We start from the raw sequence: 22,525 nt of genomic DNA on the forward strand, positions 1-22,525 counted from the left end.
ACGGTTTGTGGCCGTTGACAGAAGCGGATGGTGCCGAGGCATGGAGATGTGATGACCATCAAGCCATAATTTCCAGGTGCGGAACTCAGAGATGAGGCATCGTCCCTCGAGCGTGTCGCGCGTAAAAAGCAAAGATCGTTCGATATGCTCCATTCCCGCCGATACCCAAATTATCAAAGACGCCCGTCTATCGGTGTGGCCTCAAATCATCTGGTTTAAGATGTTTTTTATCCATTTCCACTAGCGTCTGCGGGTTGCTCGGGCGGCTGAGCGCTGTGGGGAAGAGGGTAAGAGCATGGCAATATCCCAAAAGGCGAAGTCCATCGGTTTCAGAACGACGGGTGGGATGGCATTGCTGCTCATCTCGGTCGTGCTGGTCGCGGTCGTCGGTATTCGCGGCATGGGAAGCCTGACGGGTGCCGTATCTCAGACGGTGGACACGTCGAAGGTGCTGATCGGCGCCAACAAGGCAGAAGGCGCAATCATCCAATATCTTGTCAGCAAGGATCCCAAATGGATCGATGAAGCTGTCGGAGCGCTCGATGGCGCGCAGTCGAAGCTTAACGGACTTGCTCTGTCGGCAAGCGAAAAGACCGAGCTTTCCAGCGGTATCGCCAAGACATCCGATGCGGTGAAGGCGCTTGCTGCTTCGCAGGATGCCGTGCAGAAGGCCGGTGTTGCTTTGCGCGATGCTGCGGGCAGCATGGTAACGCTCGCCGACCAGACTGAGAAGTCCTCTCAGGAAATCGCCAACCAGGCAGAGACCAATTCCAACAACGCGTTGGTAACGCTCAACAGCATTCGCATCCTCATTCAGAATGCCAGTACCTTCAATGAAGGCATCAATGCGATCGAGCTTTCGCTGGTTCGCGCATCGGGGCAGGGCGGTCAGCTCTCGGCTGATCAGCTCGCAGCACCGATGGCGCGCGCCGAGGCCGGTCTTACCGAAGTCGTGAAGCTCGGCGGTACACCGGACATTCAACCGATCGTCAGCAATCTGGCCTCGACCTTCACGGATATTCAGGGCGCGATCGCCAAGGACAATGGCGCGGCCCTGGTCTCGACGCAGGACTTCGCGCTCTTCTCCAAAATCTCTACTATCACCCAGGCGCTCGATGAGGCGCTGCGCAAGTCCGCCGAGACAGAACTCGCTTCCAAGAGCGAGAAGGACAAGGCGCGCTCCAAGGCGCGTATCATTTCCGGCACAGCTCGCAATTTCAGCAACGTACTGAAAGACACGCTTGCCCAGGTCGAACGATATCGCGTCCAGCCGTCGGCAGAATCTGATGAAGTGATCGCGGCAGGGCTGAAGAAGGCGCAAGCGCTGGGCGGTATGCTGTCGAAAACATCCGGCACCGACATGACCGCCAGTCTTGCGCAACTTGGCCAATCCTTCGACGCGATGAAGACCAACCTTTCCACGTCCGACCAGCAGGCGTCGCTCGTCGTTTCCACATTGCAAAGCGTCACCGATGGTATCGTGAAGATCGCAGGCGAAATCGCTTCTAGATCGGAACGTCAGGGCAGCCAGGGTACGTCCTGGATGTGGGGTGCGGGCCTGTTCAGCCTCATCTTGGCAATGGCGATCGCGCTGTTCATGGTGCGCTCTGTGGCTCGTCCGATGATGCAGGTGGCGCAGGCCATGGCACGTCTTGCACGGGGCGAGGCGGACACGCAGCTGAAGCTCGCAAAGACCGACAATGAAATCGGCGAGATGATCGGCGCGCTGCAGGTGTTCCAGCAAAATGACCGCGCTCGTATTCACGCCGAGGCAGAAGCCGATCGCGAAAGACAGCAGGCCGAGCATTTGCGGCGCGAGCGCGAAGCCGAACGCATGACGGAAGCGCAGGCGATGGAGCATGCCTTCCGCCAGATATCCACGGGGCTTGATGCGCTTTCCAAGGGCGACCTGACAGCGCGTATCGGCGCAGTCGATCCACGCTACGACCGCATCAAAGACCACTTCAACAGCGCGGTGTCCACGCTTGAGCAGGCGATCGATGCGGTGATTCAGAGCGTCGGTACCATACAGTCAGGACTGTTTGAAATCTCGAGCGCGTCCAACGACCTGGCGCGGCGCACGGAGCAGCAGGCGGCCTCCCTTGAAGAAACGGTCGCGGCACTTGGTGAAGTGGCAAGCGGCATTAACGGTACGGCCGATGGTGCAAGCCACGCCCAGAAGACGGTGTCCCTTGCCAAGACCAATGCGGAAAGCGGCGGCGTCGTGGTGGAGCGCGCCATCAGCGCCATGGGTGAAATCCAGGAATCGTCGGCAAAGATTGGCAACATTATCGGCGTGATCGACGAGATCGCGTTCCAGACCAACCTCCTGGCGCTGAATGCCGGTGTAGAGGCCGCGCGGGCCGGAGAGGCGGGCAAGGGCTTTGCGGTCGTTGCCCAGGAAGTGCGCGAACTGGCACAAAGATCGGCCGGTGCCGCCCGGGAGATCAAGGGCCTGATTTCCACATCGTCGGCTCAGGTGACGACTGGCGTTCAGCTCGTGGATGAAACAGGCATGTCGTTGAAGGATATTTGCGAGCAGGTCGGTGGCATCAGCGCCATCATCGACAGAATTGCGACTGCGGCACGCGAACAGGCAGTGAGCCTGCGCGAAGTGTCTGCTGCCGGCGACGCGATGGACAAGGTAACGCAGCAGAACGCGGCCATGGTCGAGGAGACGACGGCGGCAGCGCAAACCCTGGTACACGAGACCGAAAGACTGTCGCAGATGGTGGGTCAGTTTGCCACGACGCGGTCCGTGCGAGGCGGCATGCACGCGGCGGCAGCTTGACGCTGCCGCTCGGAGTTCATTGAGAACGATCAATCGGCTTCACGCCTCGACGGGTTCTCGCACATCATCCAGCAGGAAATGGACGGTGACATAGCGTGTCATATGTTTTTGACCGCTATCGGCCACGTCCTCGACGCTGCCGCCATCTGACGGATGCCATTTTTGGTAGTGCGGGTTGTTGGTGATCAAGGTGATTGCCTTGCCCGTAAGCTTACCACCCAACCGATAACGCGCTTCTGCCAAGTGCCAGATCTTTTCAAAGTTGTCTTGGGTGATGCGGGCTTTCAAAGCCTTTCTCGAGGTCGGCTCTTTGGAGCCACCGCTGCCTTCTGCGGCTGGAATGGAGAGAGTTACCTCTTCGGCATTGTCGAGTAGTGCCGAAAATTCCTCTGGCCACATGCGTCTCATTGATTGCTCCTCCCAAAGACAATGAACTTACAGCAAAGCGATGATAACGCCTTTGTGCCGTCAGGCAATGAGGATTTTTTTCAGACAGACAAACGCGCAAGAGCTGGGGCCGATGTCTGTGGCAACGGCGGGATGAAGCTGCTAAACGCTGGCAAAACACATGCTACAAGCGCCGTGCGTCCTACTGGACGCACAAAGGACGCTTTATCTTTTTGAAAACAACGTATCGCGCTTTTTGAAAATCGAGTCTGATTTTCGGGCCGAAGCTATAGGAGAACCCGGTGATGATCGAGCCTACACCTTCCTTCAAGGATAACCTGCAACTCCTGTCTTCTATCGAAGGGCTGGCTCAGGTCAATCTCGTCGACGCAGATGGCAAGATCGTCGCCACCATCGAAAACAAGCCGGGTAAGCAGGGCTCTCTTGCGGTCTATCAATATCTGCAACAATCTTTTGGCGCGTTGACCAAGGAGGCCGCTATCCACGGGCTCGACATTTTCGCCGAGCACACAGCAGACGCAAAGAACCGCCCCGGCGCTCATCCCAATATCGATCGCTTGCTGGAGATCGTGGCCGGTGCTGCGCCATTGAAGATCGAACTCGTGGCGCGCTGATTTTTGCCTGTCGCCGCGTAGCTAGTCCTTATCCGATCGTTCTCAGCGATCGGGGGCAATGTGGCGCGGGGAATAGTGCTGCACGCGTATCTGCCTTTTAAAGAAAGCGGCGATCAATTGCGTCAACGCACTTGGGTTGCATCACCGACGCGCGTTTTATGGCAGAAAAGGCGATCACAGGTAGATCGCCGAGCGTCAAACCTTTACCCGCAGTCTCAATCGATTCAACGCAGACTGCCCGTATCGGGTATAGGTCAGACCTTTCGATAGGAAGAAGCAATGCATCTTATCGGCAAACGTCCCCTATCGTTCGCATCATGGCGCCATCCTTTTCTGCTATTTACTGGTGGAAGTTTGATTGATAAATGAATGATGCTGGCCATCATTCGATAGCGCTTGTTTTTCCCTTGATGCTGTCCGGCGCGCCAAAGGCCTTCCATCGTTCTGAAGAGACCGGTGCCATCTGCTCGACCCTTAGAAGCAGAGCAATCCCGCGGCCTGCGGTCAGTTCATCATACCAGGGAGGTCAATGTCGTGATAAACCCAAAGAGCGCGCCTGCTGGCGCCACCAAGGTTCGCTATTTCATTCTATTTATGTGTTTTGTCGGGATCTCGATCAACTACCTTGATCGCGCCAATATGAGCGTTGCCCTTCCCTTCATCGACTCCGAACTCGGGCTGAACCTCACCAACACCGAGAAGGGCTTGATCCTCGGCGCATTTTTCTGGGCCTACGACGGCATGATGCTGTTTGCCGGCTGGATCACCGACAAGCTTGGCGCGCGCAAAACCTTTTCGCTCGCTGCCATCTGGTGGTCGGTCTTCACCGCATTGACGCCGCTTGCAAACAGCTTCTGGACCTTCTTCGCCGTTCGTTTTGCGCTCGGTGCCGGTGAAGCCCCCGCCTATCCATCGGCCACCAAAGCCGCCTCCCGCTGGTTCCCCAAAAGCGAGCGCGCTTTCGCGACGGCGGTGATCGATTCCGGCTCCCGCGTCGGCACCGTTTTGGCGCTCCCCATCGTCACAGCAATCATTGCCGTGGCAACCTGGCATTATTCCTTCATTATCCTTGGTGCGGTTGGTATCATCTGGGCCTTCTTCTGGTACGTGAGCTACCGCGATCCTACCGAGCATGAGCGCGCAAACGACCTGGAGCGGCGCTACATCATCGAGAACGGTGGACGAACCGTCGAGAACGATGATCCCGAAGCGGCAAAGATCAAGTGGGTCGACCTCTTCAGGTACCGCACCATCTGGGGCATGATGATCGGCTTCTTCTGCCTCAATTTCGTGATCTACTTCTTCCTCACCTGGTTCCCGAGCTATTTGAAGACCGCACGCGGTCTGAACCTCGCCGAGCTTGGCCTCTATGGAATGCTGCCAGGTCTGTCTGCCGTCGTCACGGCTTGGATTGCCGGCGCGCTGGCCGACAGGGCGATCAGAAATGGTGCCAATGTCACCACGGTGCGCAAGATCATCATGGTCGGCGGCATGCTGGGTGGCGCAGCCATCCTGCCGGCATCGTTGACCCAGTCACTCTACATGGCGTTGTTCTTCCTGGCGATTTCCTACAGCAGCCTTGCCATTGCCGCGACAGGCATCTGGTCGCTGCCAGCGGACGTGGCCCCAAGCTCGCGCCACGTCGCCTCGATCGGCGGCATCCAGAACTTCGCCTCCAACATCGCCGGCATCATCAGCCCATTGCTTTTCGGCTTCCTGCTGGACATGTTCGGCGGAAGCTACACGCCATCCTTCATGATGGCGGCGGGCATGGCACTCGTCGGCGCCTTCTCCTACGCCTTCATCGTCGGTCGTGCAGAACCACTTCCGATCCTGCCGCCAAGGTCGTGACGGGTTCTACGGTCAGAAAACAGCATGACGGCCTCTCAGGTCGTCATGTCACCTGCTCCGCCCATGAGGAGGCCTTGATCGGCTGATACTGTAATATCCGCGGTGTTTCTTGAATTCAGCTGTCGTTAGCTGCCAGGAATGGAGATCGATAGCGACAAGATCGGCAATGCTTTGTTCGCTTTGGTCTGGATGACGCATCACGACAAGCATCAAGCCTTGAAAATTTTTGAGTGGGGCTCAGAGGAGTGGCGATACCGGAAAGTCTAATCGCTCATCCGATCAACACCTCGAAATCAGCGGATTTGGCGGAGAAAGGATCTGTGTAAATCGGAGTAGGCGTTCACGAGGCTGTTTGCATAAGAGCTTTAGCCATGAGCGAGCTGCTCTGAACGTGATGGCGGAGAGGGTGGGATTCGAACCCACGATACCCTTGCAGGTATGCCGCATTTCGAGTGCGGTGCATTCGACCACTCTGCCACCTCTCCGGCGCGCTGTGGTAAGCGCGCCGTTCATAGCCACAGCTATGGCGCCATGCAAGCGTAAAATTCTGTTTTGTCTTGAAAACTATGCGAATTGCGATCGTTTGGATGTGGGGGTCTCGAGGAGGCCCGGCTAACGAGTTGTAACGGTCGCTGGGCACTTTGGCTTTAAGACTTCGATGTCGAGCAACAGCGTGTCAGCGCGTTGCACTATCTCTTCAGGCAGTTGAAAAGACCTGATCCCGGTGGTGCTCAGCTAAGGCGTTGGCAACTGGAGCTACTTGCCACTCTTTGCGATAAGCACGCTCTCTGGCACGTTCATTTTTATTCCGCTATGGTGCTTCTGATTTGAATGGTCACGGCTTGGAGTGGTCGGTGCCGTTGAGGCAAGGCAACTTTGTTTGGGATTGATTGTTATTTTCCGTACTTAGAATATTGGATGCGGCGGCGTGTTTGTAAAACGATGCTGCCTTGATGCGCTTGCTCCAAGGGGATGGCTTTGCACTATGTCAGCGGCGGCGAATGTGGGCGGATTTTTCGGGAGTTTGACTGGGATAGCAATCCGCTCGGACCGAAGGACGCGTGGCCTGTCGAACTGAAGGTTCTTGTCAACGTCATGCTTGGCTCGCTTCAGCCGATGCTGATTGTTTGGGGGCCGCAGCAGATCACCCTTTATAATGATGGCTACGCACTCATGTGCGGCAACCGTCATCCGGAGGCTTTTGGCAAACCTTTTCAGGATCTCTGGTTCGACATCTGGGACAAGGTGGAGCCAATCATCAGTGCTGCCTATTCCGGCCAGGGCACCTCGATGGACGATATCGAATTCACGATGTACCGGAAGGGCTATCCGGAAGAGACTCATTTTGCCTTTTCCTACACGCCGGTTCGCGATCATTCCGGCACGGTGCTTGGCATGTTCTGTGCGTGCTCCGAAATTACCGGCGAAGTGCTGATGCGGCGCGAGCAGAAGCTGCAGCAGGAACGTCTAAGGCAGGTCTTCGAACTATCGCCTGGCGGTATCGCCACATTGATCGGTCCTGACCACATTTTCGAATTTGCCAATGAAGAATGCTATTCGATCATCGGCGCCGGTCGGGAAATCATCGGAAAGCCAATCGCCGAGGCGCTTTCGGAAGTGGCGCAGCAAGGGCATATTGAAAAGATCGATGAAGTTTATAGGACGGGCAAACCCTTCGTTGCGCGAGGCCAGCCGATCGAACTGAACCGCGGGCCCGGCGGCGAGAAGCAGGACCGGTTGATCGATCTTGTCTATCAGCCGATGCGCGACGCCGTGGGCGAAATCTTCGGGATACTCGTCCAGGCGCAGGATGTGACCGAGCGCTTGGCCGAAGAGCGGCACAAGGAACTGGTGGCGCACGAACTTGGGCATCGCTTGAAGAACCAGTTGGCAATGGTCCAGGCCATCGCGTCGCAAACCTTGCGTTCGGCGCCGGACATGCACGTGGCGCGGCAGACGCTCGCCGAGCGCATCAATATCTTGAGCCGTGCCCACGATACGGTGATCCAGGGAGGGCTCGGCTCCTCAACGGTTCGCAATCTCGTCGGTCAGATGCTGGCGGTGCATGACGATCCGAACGAGCCGCGCTTTATCGTCGACGGACCGGAAATCCATGTCGGCTCGCGCCCAGCGTTGTCGCTCTCCCTTATTCTGCATGAGCTTGCAACAAATGCGGTGAAATATGGCGCGCTCTCAACGCCGGATGGCCAGATCGAAATTTCCTGGCGCGTGGTCGGCGGGAGCCGGGAGAGCTTCGAATTTGCGTGGCAGGAAAGAAGCGGTCCGCCTGTTTGCGCGCCCGACCGCGAGGGGGCTGGGTCCCGGTTGATCAAAGCTGGAGTTTCCGGCGTGTCGAGCAGCAAGGTCACGGTTCACTACGAGCCGAGCGGTCTCCAGTGCCACGTCTTGGCTGATCTTCTGACCTTCCAGCAAGACCATTGATCGTCACTTCGGATCTGAACCGCGTATAACCGACTGCTCTAGAATTTGAGCCTATAGCGAATATGGCCATCGCTTTTGACGTAGCTATCATAGAGCGCCTGTGCCCGATGATTGGCTTCATCCGTGTGCCAATAGAGCCGTGACCATCCGTTTTCGCGACAGATGCGGATGAGATCCTCGATCAAGGCTCGGCCGATACCTTTGCCGCGGATCGTGCCATCGACGAAAAGATCTTCAAGATAACAGTCCGGGGTTTTGGCCCAGGTGGACTCATGAAAATGATGGATGGCGAAGCCAACGACGTCGCCCTCCAAAACGGCAAGTCGTACTGAAAGCCGCGACGCCGGGTCGAGCAGCCGTCTCCAGGTGTTGTCGGACACGTCGTCCGGTAAGTCGACTTTGTAAAAGGCGAGATAGGCCTTCCATAGCCGAAGCCAGTCATCCCGGTCACTGCTGGTGGCATCGCGGATCGTCAGTGTCATTGTCGCGGTCAGGCTCCTGCTTTGTCCAGGAGATGTATCATTTCATCGCTCAAGCGGAGATCGACTGCGCGTTTGAAACTTTCCAATTGAGAAAGGCTGGTGGCGCTGGCGATTGGCGCGGTGACGGACGGTTTTGCCAGCAACCAGGCCAAGGCAATGTCGGCATGGCGCGCACCGGTCTCGGCTGCGATCGTATCCATCGCTCCCAAAATGGCGAGACCACGCGGCTCGAGGTAATCGGCCACGCGGTAGGAGCGAGCCGCGCCTTCTGTATCGGCTTTGGTGCGATACTTGCCGGTCAGGAAGCCAGCGGCAAGGCTATAATAGTTGATGACGCCGATCTCTTCACGCGCACAGAGGTCAGCGAGTGGCCCCTCGAACTTGTTGCGGGTGTAGAGATTGTATTCCGGCTGAAGAACGTCGAAACGTCCAAGTCCGGTCTCTTGCGCGACATCAAGTGAGGCCTGGAGTTGATCAGCATTGTAGTTCGAGCAGCCGATGGCCTTGACCTTGCCAGCCTCTTTCAGGCGGGCAAAAGCGCCAAGTGTTTCCTCCAGAGGAACGGCGTCATCCGGCTTATGGGCAAGATAGAGATCGATGTAGTCAGTCTGCAGACGGCGAAGCGAATCGTCGACCGCCCTAACAATCCAGTCGGCGCTCAGACCCGTCTTGCGCTCATTGTTGTCAAAGCCGACCTTGGTGACGATAACCGCATCCTCACGCTTTACTGAGCCACTCTTCAGCCACTTGCCGATAATCGTTTCGGATTCGCCGCCTTGATGGCCGGGCACCCAGGCCGAGTAGACATCAGCGGTGTCGATGGCGTTGAAGCCGGCATCGAAGAAAGCGTCCAGGAGTTGAAAGGAAGTTTTCTCGTCTGCGGTCCAGCCGAAGACGTTGCCACCGAAGACGATAGGCGCGACGGAAAGGCCGGTGCGGCCAAGCGTTCGGTTCTGCATGGAGTTTCTCCTCTATTCTGTCTCGAACCAGTGATTTAGCGTTGCTGCCAGGCGATGACTATTGAATTTGCGTGATCCAATCATCTCGCCACAGAGGCAAACGCCGGTCACGAGGAGAGGTTTCGAAACGCAGTCGGCGGCTTCTCATGATGTTGCTGCCATATGCGGCGTAAGTGACGCGCGGAGGCAAAGCCCGAGCGTTCGGCTACGGCCTCGATATCGAGCCTGGATTGAGAGATGATATCGCGCGCCAGCGTCACCCGGATCAGATTGACGTAGTCCACGACGCTCAATCCCGTTTGCTCTCGAAACAGACGGGAGAGATGTCGCTGGCTGAGATGGGCGATGTCCGCGAGGCGCGCCAGCGTCCAATCGTCTGCAGGATTCTCAACGATGGCATCCTGAGCCCTGTGAATGGAGGGATGGATGTGATTGCGGCCCGAGAGCCAAGGCGAGATCTGTGGGTCGTGCGCTGTGCGGCGTAGATAGACAACCATGATCTGGGCGATGCGGGCAGCAATCTCTGGGCCTACAAGTGCTGAGACCAGATGCAGAGTGAGATCGATGCCGGTGGAGATGCCAGCGCTTGAAAACCGCTTGCGATCGTCGACGAATAGCCTGTTCTCATGCACGAGTGCGAGTGGCGCGATGCGCTTCAGATCGGCGATGCAATGGGCATGGGTGGTACAGGAATGTCCATCGAAAAGCCCGGCCTGTGCGGCGATCAACGCGCCGGAGCAAATGCTGACGATTGTCGTGTCGGGCCTCACAATGTGCCGCAGCCAGTCCGAGAGTGCGCGGCGTTCCCTCTCGATCTCCCATTGCTGCTGAGCCAGCGAAGAGCTTCCGGAGATCAGGATCAAGGCGTTCGGCGGGAGCGCTTCTGGCAGTGGCTCTAGCCCACAGAGGCCAAGGCCTATCGTTGTCGTCTGCTGTGGCTCAGCTGAAATATAGCGGCAAACGAACCGCATCTTCTGTTGCAGTTCATTGGCATATCGCAGCACTTCGAGAGGCCCGGCAACATCCAGCAGCAGTGTTTGCGGCGGCAGCACCACAAACACAGGAATTATCTCGAAGTTGTTGCCAGGCACTTGGTTCATCATGCAGCCTTGCCCATGCCGTCGATCGCAGCTTCAACAGTTGTGATGCGCGCAAACCGGCCCTCCAGCACGAGTTCGGTTCGCTTGGCAATTTCGGCAGCTGAGAAGACCTCGCCGGAGGCATGCGTCATCGGGAAGGTCAGTGTGGCTTCTGTTACATAATCGACCTTGTAGCCGAGATCAGCGGCGTGACGGGTCGTGGTCTCGCAGCATTGCTCGGTCCGAATGCCGGAAACAATCAGCCGGTTGATGCCCATTTGCGTAAGCCAGACGTCGAGGCCGGTGCCGACGAAAGCCGAGTGCCGGTTCTTTTGGAAGATGACGGCCGGGTTGATCGACAGGCCTTCGAATGTGCGGACGAAGCCGCTGCTGGCCGAGAAAGCCCGGTCACCATCGACATGGAAAATTTGTACGAAGGGAATGCCGGCGGAGTCCGCTCCATCGATCAAAGCCTGTTGCGCCGCTAGGAACTTCGGTAGGTCGTTTTCCGTGAAGTAGGGTGCATGCCGAAAGGATTCCTGTACGTCGATAACCAGAAGCGCTGTGCTGAGGGACATTTTTGTTTCTCCAGTGTTGATCTGGATACCGTTCTAAGCCCTGTACGGAAAGGCGAAATGCCATCTTCGGACGAAGATAGGACATATCTGGCCATCGTGAAAAACGCGCCAACGTCCTCTCAGTGAGCAGCGCAAGGTGTAGTGGCAAACGGCTACGCGCAACATCGCCACTTCGCTTTAGCGTCAAGTGCGTATGTGACGGGTACGCCAGTAGCCGATGAGCGACAGAAGCAGTCCAGCAAGGGCTGCGGCTGCGAAGGCCCATGGCCAGTGCAAGAAGGGATTGCGCAGCACCAGCAGTGTGAACATGCCATAGCTGACGAGTAAGGAAATTAGAGTGATGCTGGTTGAGAGGACGCCGCCGCCTTGGGTGGCACTGTTTTGCCGGAGGCGGACCGCGGCGAGAGCGGCCGCTGAGAGGAACCCGATCGTTCTGCTCAGCAAAACCGCAAGGCCAACTTGGGACAGGAGAACCCAAGTGGTGAAAGCGTCGAGCGCTATACAAGCAGTCTGCACAGAAATAAACCGACCGAATGTCACGCCAAACCTCGATGTTGAGCAGGCGTCATCATAGGTAGTCGATCGGTTGCTGTCAGCAGCTGTTTACCGAAATGCGAAAGCTCCGAAGAAAGCCATCGCAACGCCGATGTTGAGCCCTGCCAGAGTGACCAATAGCGTCAGAAGCGAAACGCCGCTTGCAGCCATTAGGGCAGCAGATGCGAAGACCGCCACCACGAGGATGCCGACCATCGCGACAGCGAAGGTCGAACGTGTTGCCGCAGCACTCAAGCCCAGCGCTATTCCAAGAACAAATTCCATGATGCCGCTCCTCCCAAAGCAATCAAGACATGGCATCTTCTCCTCAAAAGCTGCAATGTCTTCTCAATAGCATGCACTTCAAGACGCAGAATGTAACACAGTATAACGATTCTGCCAGTTTTTAATCAAACTGTCATGAAGTCGCTGCGGTTCCCGAATCGTGGCGCATCGGTTACGATGGGGCATGAGCGATATTTTCAGTCAGCCCGCCCTCACCAACCTCACAGAATTTTCCGTATCCGAGCTTTCCGGGTCTATCAAACGGACGGTGGAAACCGCGTTCGATCAGGTGCGAGTACGCGGCGAGATTTCCGGTTATCGCGGACAGCACACATCCGGTCACGCCTATTTTTCGCTGAAGGACGACCGCGCACGCATCGATGCCGTCATCTGGAAGGGAAGCTTTTCAAAGCTGAAGTTCCGCCCGGAAGAGGGCATGGAAGTCATTGCGACGGGAAAGATTACTACATTTCCAGGATCATCGAAGTACCAGATCGTCATCGAAAGCCTGGAGCCGGCAGGCGCCGGTGCCCTGATGGCGCTGTTGGAAGAACGCCGCCGTAGGCTTGCTGCGGAAGGATTGTTCGATCAGGCGCGCAAGCGCCGTCTGCCCTACATGCCGCAGGTGATCGGTGTGGTGACCTCGCCGACGGGTGCCGTTATTCGCGATATCTTGCATCGAATTTCGGATCGCTTTCCGGTTCACGTGCTCGTCTGGCCAGTGAAGGTTCAGGGTGATGGTTCGGGCGAAGAGGTCGCCAATGCCATTCGTGGATTCAACGCCCTGCCTCAGGGGGGCACCATACCTCGCCCGGATGTGCTGATCGTGGCACGCGGTGGCGGCAGTCTTGAGGACCTGTGGAGCTTCAACGACGAGATTGTCGTGCGGGCGGCAGCGGAAAGCGCAATCCCGCTGATATCGGCCGTCGGTCATGAAACCGATACGACCTTGATCGACTATGCCGCGGACGTTCGCGCGCCGACGCCAACAGGGGCGGCGGAAATGGCAGTGCCGGTTCGGGCCGATCTTGAAGCACAATTGGCAGGTCTCGCGGCGCGTCTTTCCGGCTCCACGCGCCGGCATATGGATAATCGCGCGCAAGGACTTCGTGCGCTTGTGCGCGCTCTTCCCTCGCTCGACCAGCTGCTGGCACTTCCACGCCGCCGCTTCGATGAGGTCTCTGCCGGGCTTGGCAGAGGGCTTGAACTCAACACCATGAACAAGCGCCGCAGTTTCGAGCGCACGGCTTCCGGATTGCGACCGGACGTTCTCGGCCACGGCCTGCGCCAGCATCGCCAGCGGGTGAATGAACGCATGCAGCGAGCCGAAGCGTTGATCGAGAGGCGCTTGTTGCAGGCGAAGTCGCGGGTGTCTTCATCGGATTCCTCCTTGCGGGCTCTGCCCATGCGTCTGTCGGGCCAGTTGGATCGGCAGAAGGAGCGGCTGCTGGCATCGGTGCGGCGCGCCGACACGGCTGTTCTGCATCGCATGGCGCAAAACAGATCAGGCCTCGCCGCGCATGAGCGTATCCTGCAATCGCTTTCCTACAAAAACGTCTTGAAGCGTGGCTATGCGGTCATTCGAGATGAGGAGAACCGGCCACTCACGCGCGCCGCAGCCGTCGCTCCGGGCGCAGTCATCTCGGTGGAGTTCGCCGATGGCGACGTTTCGGCGGTCGCGGGTGCCGATGCGCCGCGCTTGGCAGATACGTCTTCCGCTCAGATGCGCAAGAAGCCCGTGAAGCCGGTCGCGAGCGACCCGGGAAATCAGGGCAGTCTTTTTTAACGCGCTCTTCAGTTTCGGAGAACTCGCATGACGCCCGATCTGACAGTGACCGATCATCCAGCGCCTGAAGACATTGCGGCTATCGGCGCCAATCTTTCGGCATTCAACGATGCCGATATCGGCTTTGCGGATAGGAAGCCGCTCGCAGTGATGGTTCGCGCAGATGACGGTGCCTTGCTCGCCGGGGTCAGTGGGTACACGGCTTGGGGCTGGCTTTACGTGCAGTGGCTTTGGGTTGACGAAAGCCTTCGTGGCCAGCAGATAGCAGGGCGCATGTTGGCGGCCGCAGAAGACGAGGCGCGGGCACGTGGCTGTTATTCCGCTTGGATCGACACCTTCAACCCCGTGGCGGAGAAAGCCTATCGCCGCCAAGGATATGAGGTCTTCGGTGAGCTGCCGGATTTTCCGATCGGTCGTACTCGTAAGTTTTTGAAGAAGCCGCTCTGATTGGTCGCCGAACGGATATTTATCAGGTGGCTAGTCGTCCCCCCGTCATCGGCTCGGGCGCGCCTGTGGTCGTCGGGAAGCTGATCGGCATATTGCGCAGAACGCGGACAGCCAGGAAAGCAAAACATTCGGCCTCTACGGCATCGCCACGCCAGCCCAACGTCTCAGCAGGTTGTGCATCCACATTAGCGCGCTCCGCCAGCATTTCCATCAGTGTCGGATTGTGTCGACCGCCACCGCTGACGAACAGTCTCTTCGGGCGCTGCGGAAGCAGGTCGAGCGCCTTGCCGACGGCAGAGGCGGTAAACGCGGTCAGTGTTGCCGCACCATCTTCCAGCGAAAGGCCGTCCGCCATGCTGGCACCGAAATCGAACCGGTCGAGCGATTTCGGGAAGCGAGCGGAGAGATAGGGATGCTGCAGCAGCTTTATCAAGCGCTCTTCATTGACGTGCCCTGATGCAGCGATCAGGCCGTCACGGTCCATCTCGCCGCGGCCATGCTGCTTGATCCAATCGTTGATCGGCGCATTGGCGGGGCCTGTATCGAAGGCAACGACATGGCCCTTGTCATCGCTCCAGGTAACATTGCCAACGCCGCCGAGATTGAGGATCGCAGCACTGCCATCCTGTGCCACGCCCTTCAGCAGTGCCGAATGATAGGCGGCAGCCAGCGGCGCGCCTTGGCCACCGGCGCGAACGTCGGCGCTGCGAAAATCATAGGCGACCTTGGTGCCGAGCAGCTTCGCCATCAGTTCGCCGTCGCCCAGTTGCCGGGTGGCGCCAAGGCGACCCGACTGCGGGGCGCGGTGTAGGACCGTTTGGCCGTGAAAGCCGACGACGCCAATATCGCGGAGCGACAGCCCGGCATCCTTCACCAGGTCTGCCACGGCAGCGGACTGAGCGCGGGTAAGCGCGTCCTGGGCTCGGGCGAAAATCTCCGGCTCCGGTCCGTCGAAGTTCCACTTGCGGGCCGCAGCCAGTGTCTCTTCCAGAAGGTCGCGAACGGCTTGATCATAGGGTGCCAGCGTATAGGCGCCGAAGCTATCGACGCGTTCGCCATCGGTCTTGAGAAGCGCGACATCGATGTTGCCGTCCAGGACGGTTCCCGTCATCAAACCCACGGCCCAGATCGGTTCCATATCGTCTCTCCTCAATGCGTATTGATCATATCGCCGATAGCTGCGCGCAGGGCGAAAATGCCGCTATCAAAATGGCGGCTCGGATGCACCCGGTTGGTGAGCAAGGTCCAGGCGCGGCCCTTGTCGAAATCAATCCAGAGGCCGGTACCGGTAAAGCCGGTATGGCCGATGATGCTGTCGTTGCATAGCGCGCCACCTGACCAGCCTTCATAGGGGCGTTCCCAGCCGTGGGTGCGTTTGTCCGAAAGCGGTTGGCGCATCAGTGTGACAACGGAATCGCCCCGCTCGTTTCCTACCAACAGCGAATGGGCGTAGCCAAGAACGGCGTCGATAGTGCCGAACAGTCCCGCATGGCCAGAGCCTTGGAGCGCGTAACAGTTCTCGTCATGCACCTCACCGCAGATCATCCGGTTGCGCCAGGTGCAGAATTCCGTGGCCGCGGTTTTTTCAGGCGTGCTCTCAAAAGCAAAGCCCGCGCCGGCATCCATTTCGCGGATGCGCTTGCCCGTCAGCCGTTCCAGAGCGATGCCGAGCAGGATGTAATTGATGTCCGAATAGGCGGGCTCGCCGTGGCGCCATTCGCGCTGGAGGACAAAGGCGCGCAGACGGTCAGGGTCATCGCCATAAGTGTAGATCGGCTCTACCGCTGGAAAAGGGGTCTGGTGGCCCAGGCACTGGCGAAAGGTCACTTTCCGTTCCCAGCAATCCGGTGCGTATTGCCGGAAATCGGGAATGAGTGTCGTAATGGGACTATCGAGATCGATCTCGCAGGAAACGGCCAGTTCGAGAATCTTGCGCGTGGTGAAGATGACCTTGGTCAGCGACGCGAGATCGAACCAGGTATCAAGCATCATCGGGCGCTCGTCACCGACCTTTTGCGCATGACCGATCGCCCTTGTCAGGCGATTGCCGTTACGATCGATCATGCCGAAGACGCCGCCAGGAATACGGCCAGCATCGACAGCCTCTTTCAGCAATTCGAAGCTCCTATCGAAAGGCGTCAGAAGCGGCGAAGATGGTTCGGCCATGAAGGTTTCCTGCTCAATTTGCTGCCGCTACTTCAAGCTTCACGCGGTGGTCTTCGCCAAAATACTCCCAGCGCGCAGGCTGAGGCTCAAAGCCCTCCGGACGCAGCAAGGTCGGCACAGCCTCAGTGTTCAATTCAAACCTCTCGCGCCGGCGCTCCATGGTTGGCACCGCTGCAATCAGCTTCTTGGTATAGCTGTGCTGTGGATTCGACAAGACGGAGCGAGCATCGCCAATTTCGACAATCTGCCCGGCATAGAGAACGGCGACCCGGTGGGCGATGCGCTCGACCACGGCCATGTCGTGGGAGACGAAGAGATAGGCAAGATCGCGTTCCTTCTGCAGGTCGATCAAAAGATCGAGCACGCGGGCCTGAACCGAAACATCGAGAGCAGACACGGCTTCATCGAGCACAAGAATCGAAGGGTCGAGCATCAAGGCGCGGGCAATGCACAGGCGCTGGCGCTGACCGCCGGAAAACTCGTGCGGGTAGCGGATGAGACTATCGGCGGGGAGCCCGACGCGATCGACAAGCGCGGTCATGCGCGAGGTGATCTGGCTGTCGATACGGATGCCCGCTGCGATGACCGGTTCGGCCAAAAGGCTTTGCACATCGAGACGCGGATTGAGCGATGCATAGGGGTTCTGAAACACCATCTGCATCGGCTTTTGCGCGTTTGTCGAGTGTGACGACAGAGAAGACTGCGTGATGAAGGAGCCCCGTGTCGGCCTGACCAAACCAAGCAGAGCCCGTGCCGTGGTCGATTTACCCGATCCGCTTTCGCCGACGACCGCAAGCGTCTCGCCCCGGCATATCTCGAAGTCGACAGCTTCTACTGCATGGATGGCGCCTGCGGGTCTGCGAAGAAGCCCGGACGTGGTGGGAAAGCGCACCGTAAGTTCCTGAACCGCAAGTGCGGCGGGCTCGGCGGCATGTTGCAGTCGAGGTGAATCATCGCGGACATGCTGGCCGTTGGCAAAATGGGGAACGGCGTTAAGCAGATGTTGCGTATAGCTGTGCTGCGGACGGTCGAGAATGTCGTCCGCCTTTCCCTGTTCGACTACCTTGCCGGATTGCATGACGAGCACGCGGTCGGCGATCCCGGCAACAAGGCCGAGATCGTGGGTGATGAAGATGAGGCCGGTACCGGTCTCGCGCTGAAGCTCGGCAAGAAGCGCCATTATCTGTGCCTGGACAGAAACGTCTAGCGCCGTCGTCGGTTCGTCGGCAATAAGAAGGCGAGGAGAGGCCGCGAGCGCCATGGCGATCATCACCCGCTGGAGCATGCCGCCTGAAAGCTGGTGGGGATAATAGCCGAGGCGTCTTTCAGCGTCGGGAATACGCATCCGGTCCAGCGCTCTCAAGGTTTCGGCACGCGCTTCCGTTCCGCCCTTGCCTTGCAGGCGAAAGACTTCCTCGATCTGCTTGCCGATCGTGAGCACCGGATTGAGCGAGGTCATCGGCTCCTGAAAGATCATGCCGATTTCGGAGCCTCGGATGCGCTCCATGCGGTGCGTGTCGAGGGTGGCGAGGTCCAGCGTCTTTCCATCTGCGAGTGACAGGTCGATCCGGCCACTGGTGATCCTGCCGCCGCTGTAGTCGATGAGGCGGTTGATCGAGAGCGCGGTCACGGATTTGCCCGAGCCGCTCTCGCCGACAATGGCCAGTGTCTCGCCTGCGTCGAGGTTGAAGCTGACATCCTCCACGATCGGCTTGATGGCGTTGTCGCGACCGAAGCCGACGCTGAGGTTCTGCACCGAAAGAAGTCGTGTCATGAGGCCACCCGTCGCATGCGGGGATCGAGCAGATCGCGCAGCGCATCGCCCAGAAGGTTGAAGCCGAGGATGCCGAGCATGACGGCGAGACCAGGGAAGATCAGCAGCCAGGGCGCCATCTCCATCAGGTTGATGCTGTCCGCCAGCATCAGGCCAAGCGAGGAATCCGGAGGCTGCGTGCCGAGGCCAAGGAAGCTCAAGCCCGATTCGGTGAGAAGCGACCATGCGAGCGCCAGTGTCACCTGGACGGTGAGTGGCGCGACCAGATTAAGCATCAGGTGCCGCGTGAGGATATAGGATGTGGAACTGCCGAAGGTGCGTGCCGCATCGACGAAATCACGTGCCTTGATCGACAGCGCCGGTCCGCGCACAACACGGGTGAAGATCGGCGTATAGACGAAGGCAATGGCGAGAATGCTGGTGAAGGTGCCTGGACCGACGACGGTGATGAAGAGCAGCGCCAGCAGGATCGCCGGGAAAGCGAGCAGAATATCCATAAGCCGCATGACTACGCCATCCCACAGACGGCCGACCCATGCAGCAGTCAGCCCCAGGACGGTGCCGATTGTGGCGGCGATGCCAACGGAGGAAAAGGCGACGAGGAAGGATTGACCGATGCCGATCATCAACCGGCTGAGCACATCGCGCCCGAACATGTCGGTTCCCATCCAATGGGCGGCACTTGGGCCCTGCAGGCGGTCGATGCGGAACTGTTGCAGCGGGTCGTAGGGCGTCAAGCCAAGCCATGCGGCGAGTGCCAGCAAGATGTAGACAAGGACGATGGCTGCGCCCACGCAACCGCTCGGGTGGCGTAAAAGTCTCGCAAGCAGAGAGGTCATGACCGGCTCCCCAAGCGAATGCGTGGATCGAGCGCGACATAGGCGAGATCGACGATGAGGTTGACGATCATGAAGTTCAATGCGACGAACAGCACCGCGCCTTGCACCAGCGCATAGTCACGCTGCAGGATGGCTTCCAGCGTCATGCGTCCAAGACCGGGAAGCGCAAAAATCTGTTCGACCAGCACCGCGCCGCCGAGCAGATAGCCAAACTCGACACCGCAGAGCGTGATGACGGGGATGAGGGCGTTTGGCAGGGCGTGCCGCCAGATGACGTTGTGGCGCGCGACACCCTTGCTTCGCGCTGTTCGCACATAATCGTCGCTCAAGACATCGAGCATGGCTGAGCGGGAAATGCGGGTGACGGAGGCGGTGAAGGAGAGGCCAAGCGTCAGCGCTGGAAAAAACAGTTGCGAGAGGTTGGCGATCGGATCCTGCGTGAAGGGAACGTAATCGCCCATCGCTGGCAGAATGCCGAAACCTGCGGACAGAATGTAGATGATGCCGAGGCCTACGACGAAGCTCGGTGTGGATTGCCCGATCATGGCAAAGATGCGCACACCAAGATCCGAGCCGCGTCCATTGCGCGTCGCTGCGAAGACGCCAAGTGGCAGGCCGAGAAGAAGCGCAATCGCCACCGAGAGGCATGCGAGTTCCAGCGTCAGAGGGAAGCGCTGGAGAATGACGTCGAGCACCGGCTTTCCGTAAGTTACCGATAGGCCGAGATTGCCGGAGATCACCCCGGAGAGCCAGCGGCCATATTGCACGAGCCAGCCTTGATCGAGGCCGAAATAGGCGGAGAGCGCCTGCTTCTGCTCTGGTGTCAGAAGCCCGGCCTCGGTGCCGAGCATGGCGGTAATGGAGTCACCGGGAACGAGGCGGATGGCGACGAAAACCAGAACGGAGACACCCAGCATCACAAGCGGGAATGTCACAAGACGTCGTAGGAGATAAGTCATTTCGTCATCCGCCTCATGCACGCACTACTTAAGCGTTACCTTGGAAAGGCCGAAAAGAGAGCCATCCGGGGTTGCCACGAAGTTCTCGACGTTCTGTTGCTGCGCCGTGTAGGAGTATCCGGTATAAAGCCAGATCCATGGCGAGACTTCGGCGAGATGCTTGTCGAAAGCGGCGAAGATTTCCTTGCGCTTGGCGACATCGGTTTCGACACGACCCTTCTGCATCAGGTCGTCCAGCGTATCGTCGATATAGTGCGCAACCTTCTGCAGGTTTCCGGCCTTCGTCCAGTAGCGGTTATACATGGTGTAAGGGTCGGCCCGGCCACCATTCAGCGCCACGGCCATGTCGAAATCGCCCTTGAGCCAGGTATCGACATAGACATTCAGTTCCATCATCTTGATGTCGAGATTGATGCCGATTTCCTTCAACTGCGATTGGATCACCTGAGCTTCGGCAGCGGCGGTCGGCGGTTCGCCGGTTGCGGCAATCACGGTTGCCGAGAAGCCATCCTTCAGCCCGGCATCGGCCATCAGCTTCTTGGCTTTTTCCAGATCCTTCTTGTAGCAGAAGAGGCTGTTCGGATCCGAGCGATAGAGCGGCATCGTCAGCGGCCCGGTGACTTCGCCTTCGCCGAGCAGAGCGGTATCGAGAACATCCTGGCGATCGATGGCGCAGGAAATCGCCTGCCGTACCGCAAGCTCCGTCATCGGCTTGCGCGACGCGTTGAGTTGCAGCGCGTGGTAGGAGAGAACCGGCTTGCGGTTCAGCGTCAGCCCGGCAACTTTAGGCACGAGGGTCGCCACCAGCGGGTCGTTCAACAGGGCGAAATCGACCTTCTTAGCGCGGAGTGCTGCAAGAATGGCGTTCTCATCCGGCAGCACGCTGATGTCGATGCCCTCGACCCCGACCTTGCCGCCAGCCCACTCGGCATTGGCTTTCAGCACTTCTTTTTGGTTGGGCTCCCAGCTTTCCAGCTTGAACGGGCCGCTACCGACGGCCGCCGTGCCGATCTTGCCAGCCGTGATTTCCGAGGCAGGCACAATGGCTGCATTGATGCTGCCCATGGCCGTGAGCAGCGGAACGTCCGGCTGCGACAGGTTGAAGACGACGGTCTGAGCATCCGGGGTATCGATGCTGGCAATCGAGAGATAGTTGGCGCGTGCGGCGGCACCCGTCGCCTGGTCGAGAATGCGCTCGAAGGACGCTTTCACATCGGCCGAGGTCACAGTTGCGCCATTGTGAAACTTGGCGGCTGGGTCCAGCTTGAAGGTCAGCGTCTTGGCGTCAGGCGAGAAGCTCCATTCTTTTGCAAGGGCGGGGACGACCTTGAGATCGCCGTCCAGGCGGATCAGAGGTTCATAGACCAGTTCAAGGAGGCGGATGGAGGAAAAGGCTGTCTGCTTGTGCGGGTCAAGGCCCGTAGCGTCCTGCGCCCATGCCATCTTCAAGGTGGCCGCGAAACCGGGTGCGGCGGTGGCCGTGAGCAGGCTGCCGGCGATTGCCGCACAAGTCAGCCATTTTCGAGCGATCATCGTCATGCTTATTCTCCCTCTGGTTGGCTGATCCCGTCCTTTTCGAACGCCGGGTATGCAGCACGTCTTGCGTTCAATTGGTTTTTTCGCTCAGCGCCTTGCGTAAAAAGCCGTCATGACGAACAAGTGCGGCCTCGGCCTCTTCCCGGTTCAGTCCGCTCAGGATCATCAGGATGGCGAGCTTCACATTGTTGCCGCTTACCGTCAGTTGTTCTTCCGCAATTTCCGCCGAGCACCCGGTTGCCTCCATGATGATGCGGATGGCGCGGGCGCGAAGCTTCTGATTGCTGATGGTCAGATCGACCATCAGGTTCTCATAGGTCTTGCCGATGCGGATCATGCTGGCGGTCGTCAGCATGTTCAAGACGAGCTTCTGGGCCGTGCCGGATTTCAGCCGTGTCGAGCCTGTGACCACTTCAGGGCCGACGACCGGCGAGATGGCGATATCTGCCATGTCGGCCAGCGTTGAATGCGGGTTGCAGGTCAAAGACACGGTCTTTGCGCCAATGGATTGCGCATAGGTCAGCGCGCCGACAACGTAAGGGGTGCGCCCACTGACGGCGATGCCGACGACCACGTCGTTTGCGGAAAGATCGATCTCCGCAAGATTGCGCTTGCCTTCCTCCACATCGTCCTCCGCGCCTTCGACCGCATGCAGAATAGCGCGTGGGCCACCGGCAATCAGACCGACAACCATGCCTTCCGGCACGGAAAAGGTGGGAGGGCATTCGGATGCATCAAGGACGCCAAGACGAGCACTGGTGCCCGCGCCAATATAAATCAAGCGTCCACCGCTGCGGAAGGCGCGAACGATCTCCTCCACGGCCTCTGCAATCTGCGGAATGACTTTGGCGACTGCCTCTGGCACGAGCGCATCGTCCCGGTTCATAACCCGCAGGATCTCTTCTGTCGGCAGCAGATCGATCGTCATGGAATTAGGGTTGCGAGCCTCGGAAACCAGCTGCTCAAGTTCCGCCATCAGGTGCAGGTGCGACATG

General features: G+C 58.6%; 20 protein-coding genes and 1 tRNA gene. 6 read left to right on the plus strand and 15 right to left on the minus strand.

Annotation, left to right across the window (positions count from 1 at the left end; all coding sequences use genetic code 11):
* Positions 1–295 precede the first annotated feature (295 nt).
* Entirely contained in the window at positions 296–2,791 is a 2,496-nt protein-coding gene (locus tag WKI41_RS04525) for a methyl-accepting chemotaxis protein (protein ID WP_340192338.1), read from the plus strand.
* A gap of 39 nt (positions 2,792–2,830) precedes the next feature.
* Here the strand turns inward: WKI41_RS04525 and WKI41_RS04530 are convergent, their stop codons facing one another.
* Positions 2,831–3,190: a hypothetical protein gene (locus WKI41_RS04530; RefSeq protein ID WP_340192425.1), complete on the minus strand. Its 360-nt coding sequence runs from the start codon at positions 3,188–3,190 to the stop codon at positions 2,831–2,833.
* Positions 3,191–3,483: 293 nt separating this feature from the next.
* On the opposite strand from WKI41_RS04530, the gene WKI41_RS04535 reads away from it, so the two are divergent.
* Together WKI41_RS04535 and WKI41_RS04540 are read left to right on the plus strand one after the other, a co-directional pair.
* Positions 3,484–3,813, plus strand: a complete 330-nt coding sequence (locus tag WKI41_RS04535; protein ID WP_340192339.1) for a DUF2322 family protein — start codon at positions 3,484–3,486, stop codon at positions 3,811–3,813.
* A 534-nt stretch (positions 3,814–4,347) separates the two neighbouring features.
* Positions 4,348–5,664 (plus strand): MFS transporter, encoded by a 1,317-nt coding sequence (locus tag WKI41_RS04540; protein WP_340192340.1) that lies wholly within the window; start codon positions 4,348–4,350, stop codon positions 5,662–5,664.
* 395 nt (positions 5,665–6,059) lie between these two features.
* Here the strand turns inward: WKI41_RS04540 and WKI41_RS04545 are convergent.
* Positions 6,060–6,149, minus strand: a tRNA-Ser gene (locus WKI41_RS04545).
* Between the two features lie 493 nt (positions 6,150–6,642).
* Between WKI41_RS04545 and WKI41_RS04550 the strand changes: the two genes are divergently transcribed.
* Positions 6,643–8,106: a PAS domain-containing sensor histidine kinase gene (locus tag WKI41_RS04550; protein ID WP_340192341.1), complete on the plus strand. Its 1,464-nt coding sequence runs from the start codon at positions 6,643–6,645 to the stop codon at positions 8,104–8,106.
* A 38-nt stretch (positions 8,107–8,144) separates the two neighbouring features.
* Here WKI41_RS04550 and WKI41_RS04555 read toward each other — a convergent pair whose 3' ends face one another.
* The 6 genes from WKI41_RS04555 to WKI41_RS04580 all read right to left on the minus strand — a co-directional run bounded on the left by WKI41_RS04555 (position 8,145) and on the right by WKI41_RS04580 (position 12,023).
* A complete protein-coding gene (locus WKI41_RS04555) occupies positions 8,145–8,588 on the minus strand; it encodes a GNAT family N-acetyltransferase (protein ID WP_340192342.1) in 444 nt (147 codons plus the stop codon).
* An 8-nt stretch (positions 8,589–8,596) separates the two neighbouring features.
* Positions 8,597–9,547: an aldo/keto reductase gene (locus WKI41_RS04560; protein WP_340192343.1), complete on the minus strand. Its 951-nt coding sequence runs from the start codon at positions 9,545–9,547 to the stop codon at positions 8,597–8,599.
* Between the two features lie 107 nt (positions 9,548–9,654).
* Positions 9,655–10,650 carry a GlxA family transcriptional regulator gene (locus tag WKI41_RS04565; RefSeq protein ID WP_340192344.1) on the minus strand — a complete coding sequence of 332 codons (996 nt, stop codon included), beginning with the start codon at positions 10,648–10,650 and terminating at the stop codon, positions 9,655–9,657.
* A complete protein-coding gene (locus WKI41_RS04570; protein ID WP_340192345.1) occupies positions 10,647–11,204 on the minus strand; it encodes an isochorismatase family protein in 558 nt (185 codons plus the stop codon). Before WKI41_RS04570 ends, WKI41_RS04565 begins: the two co-directional genes overlap by 4 nt.
* Positions 11,205–11,387: 183 nt before the next feature.
* Positions 11,388–11,744, minus strand: a complete 357-nt coding sequence (locus WKI41_RS04575; RefSeq protein ID WP_340192346.1) for a hypothetical protein — start codon at positions 11,742–11,744, stop codon at positions 11,388–11,390.
* A 63-nt stretch (positions 11,745–11,807) separates the two neighbouring features.
* Positions 11,808–12,023, minus strand: coding sequence for a hypothetical protein (locus WKI41_RS04580; RefSeq protein WP_340192347.1), 216 nt, complete (start codon positions 12,021–12,023; stop codon positions 11,808–11,810).
* Positions 12,024–12,207: 184 nt separating this feature from the next.
* Here WKI41_RS04580 and xseA point away from each other — a divergent pair, with 184 nt between their 5' ends.
* Together xseA and WKI41_RS04590 are read left to right on the plus strand one after the other, a co-directional pair.
* Entirely contained in the window at positions 12,208–13,809 is a 1,602-nt protein-coding gene (gene xseA / locus WKI41_RS04585; RefSeq protein WP_340192348.1) for an exodeoxyribonuclease VII large subunit, read from the plus strand.
* A gap of 27 nt (positions 13,810–13,836) precedes the next feature.
* Positions 13,837–14,256 carry a GNAT family N-acetyltransferase gene (locus tag WKI41_RS04590; protein WP_340192349.1) on the plus strand — a complete coding sequence of 140 codons (420 nt, stop codon included), beginning with the start codon at positions 13,837–13,839 and terminating at the stop codon, positions 14,254–14,256.
* Between the two features lie 22 nt (positions 14,257–14,278).
* Here the strand turns inward: WKI41_RS04590 and WKI41_RS04595 are convergent, their stop codons facing one another.
* From WKI41_RS04595 to murQ, 7 genes are all read right to left on the minus strand, one after another.
* Entirely contained in the window at positions 14,279–15,394 is a 1,116-nt protein-coding gene (locus tag WKI41_RS04595) for an anhydro-N-acetylmuramic acid kinase (protein WP_340192350.1), read from the minus strand.
* Positions 15,395–15,405: 11 nt separating this feature from the next.
* The gene (locus tag WKI41_RS04600; protein WP_340192351.1) at positions 15,406–16,422 is read right to left on the minus strand and encodes a serine hydrolase domain-containing protein; all 1,017 of its coding nucleotides are present in this window, start codon (positions 16,420–16,422) and stop codon (positions 15,406–15,408) included.
* A 13-nt stretch (positions 16,423–16,435) separates the two neighbouring features.
* Positions 16,436–18,196, minus strand: a complete 1,761-nt coding sequence (locus tag WKI41_RS04605) for a dipeptide ABC transporter ATP-binding protein (protein WP_340192352.1) — start codon at positions 18,194–18,196, stop codon at positions 16,436–16,438.
* A complete protein-coding gene (locus WKI41_RS04610; protein WP_340192353.1) occupies positions 18,193–19,035 on the minus strand; it encodes an ABC transporter permease in 843 nt (280 codons plus the stop codon). Before WKI41_RS04610 ends, WKI41_RS04605 begins: the two co-directional genes overlap by 4 nt.
* Positions 19,032–19,994, minus strand: coding sequence for an ABC transporter permease (locus tag WKI41_RS04615; protein ID WP_340192354.1), 963 nt, complete (start codon positions 19,992–19,994; stop codon positions 19,032–19,034). The genes WKI41_RS04610 and WKI41_RS04615 overlap by 4 nt, the downstream gene beginning before the upstream one ends.
* 24 nt (positions 19,995–20,018) lie before the next feature.
* Positions 20,019–21,533 (minus strand): ABC transporter substrate-binding protein, encoded by a 1,515-nt coding sequence (locus tag WKI41_RS04620; RefSeq protein WP_340192355.1) that lies wholly within the window; start codon positions 21,531–21,533, stop codon positions 20,019–20,021.
* A gap of 67 nt (positions 21,534–21,600) precedes the next feature.
* On the minus strand, positions 21,601–22,524 hold the full coding sequence (gene murQ / locus WKI41_RS04625) for an N-acetylmuramic acid 6-phosphate etherase (RefSeq protein WP_340192356.1): 924 nt from the start codon (positions 22,522–22,524) through the stop codon (positions 21,601–21,603).
* Position 22,525 lies beyond the last annotated feature (1 nt).

Origin of the sequence: Agrobacterium larrymoorei (assembly GCF_037722385.1) — a bacterium.
Classification (GTDB): domain Bacteria; phylum Pseudomonadota; class Alphaproteobacteria; order Rhizobiales; family Rhizobiaceae; genus Agrobacterium; species Agrobacterium larrymoorei_C.

Excerpts from the sequence above, each read along its gene's own strand:
- WKI41_RS04525 (WP_340192338.1), top strand. The coding sequence starts at position 296 with ATGGCAATATCCCAAAAGGCGAAGTCCATCGGTTTCAGAACGACGGGT.
- WKI41_RS04530 (WP_340192425.1), bottom strand. The coding sequence starts at position 3,190 with ATGTGGCCAGAGGAATTTTCGGCACTACTCGACAATGCCGAAGAGGTA.
- WKI41_RS04535 (WP_340192339.1), top strand. The coding sequence starts at position 3,484 with ATGATCGAGCCTACACCTTCCTTCAAGGATAACCTGCAACTCCTGTCT.
- WKI41_RS04555 (WP_340192342.1), bottom strand. The coding sequence starts at position 8,588 with ATGACACTGACGATCCGCGATGCCACCAGCAGTGACCGGGATGACTGG.
- WKI41_RS04560 (WP_340192343.1), bottom strand. The coding sequence starts at position 9,547 with ATGCAGAACCGAACGCTTGGCCGCACCGGCCTTTCCGTCGCGCCTATC.
- WKI41_RS04565 (WP_340192344.1), bottom strand. The coding sequence starts at position 10,650 with ATGATGAACCAAGTGCCTGGCAACAACTTCGAGATAATTCCTGTGTTT.
- WKI41_RS04570 (WP_340192345.1), bottom strand. The coding sequence starts at position 11,204 with ATGTCCCTCAGCACAGCGCTTCTGGTTATCGACGTACAGGAATCCTTT.
- WKI41_RS04580 (WP_340192347.1), bottom strand. The coding sequence starts at position 12,023 with ATGGAATTTGTTCTTGGAATAGCGCTGGGCTTGAGTGCTGCGGCAACA.
- xseA (WP_340192348.1), top strand. The coding sequence starts at position 12,208 with ATGAGCGATATTTTCAGTCAGCCCGCCCTCACCAACCTCACAGAATTT.
- WKI41_RS04590 (WP_340192349.1), top strand. The coding sequence starts at position 13,837 with ATGACGCCCGATCTGACAGTGACCGATCATCCAGCGCCTGAAGACATT.
- WKI41_RS04595 (WP_340192350.1), bottom strand. The coding sequence starts at position 15,394 with ATGGAACCGATCTGGGCCGTGGGTTTGATGACGGGAACCGTCCTGGAC.
- WKI41_RS04600 (WP_340192351.1), bottom strand. The coding sequence starts at position 16,422 with ATGGCCGAACCATCTTCGCCGCTTCTGACGCCTTTCGATAGGAGCTTC.
- WKI41_RS04605 (WP_340192352.1), bottom strand. The coding sequence starts at position 18,196 with ATGACACGACTTCTTTCGGTGCAGAACCTCAGCGTCGGCTTCGGTCGC.
- WKI41_RS04610 (WP_340192353.1), bottom strand. The coding sequence starts at position 19,035 with ATGACCTCTCTGCTTGCGAGACTTTTACGCCACCCGAGCGGTTGCGTG.
- WKI41_RS04615 (WP_340192354.1), bottom strand. The coding sequence starts at position 19,994 with ATGACTTATCTCCTACGACGTCTTGTGACATTCCCGCTTGTGATGCTG.
- WKI41_RS04620 (WP_340192355.1), bottom strand. The coding sequence starts at position 21,533 with ATGACGATGATCGCTCGAAAATGGCTGACTTGTGCGGCAATCGCCGGC.
- murQ (WP_340192356.1), bottom strand. The coding sequence starts at position 22,524 with ATGTCGCACCTGCACCTGATGGCGGAACTTGAGCAGCTGGTTTCCGAG.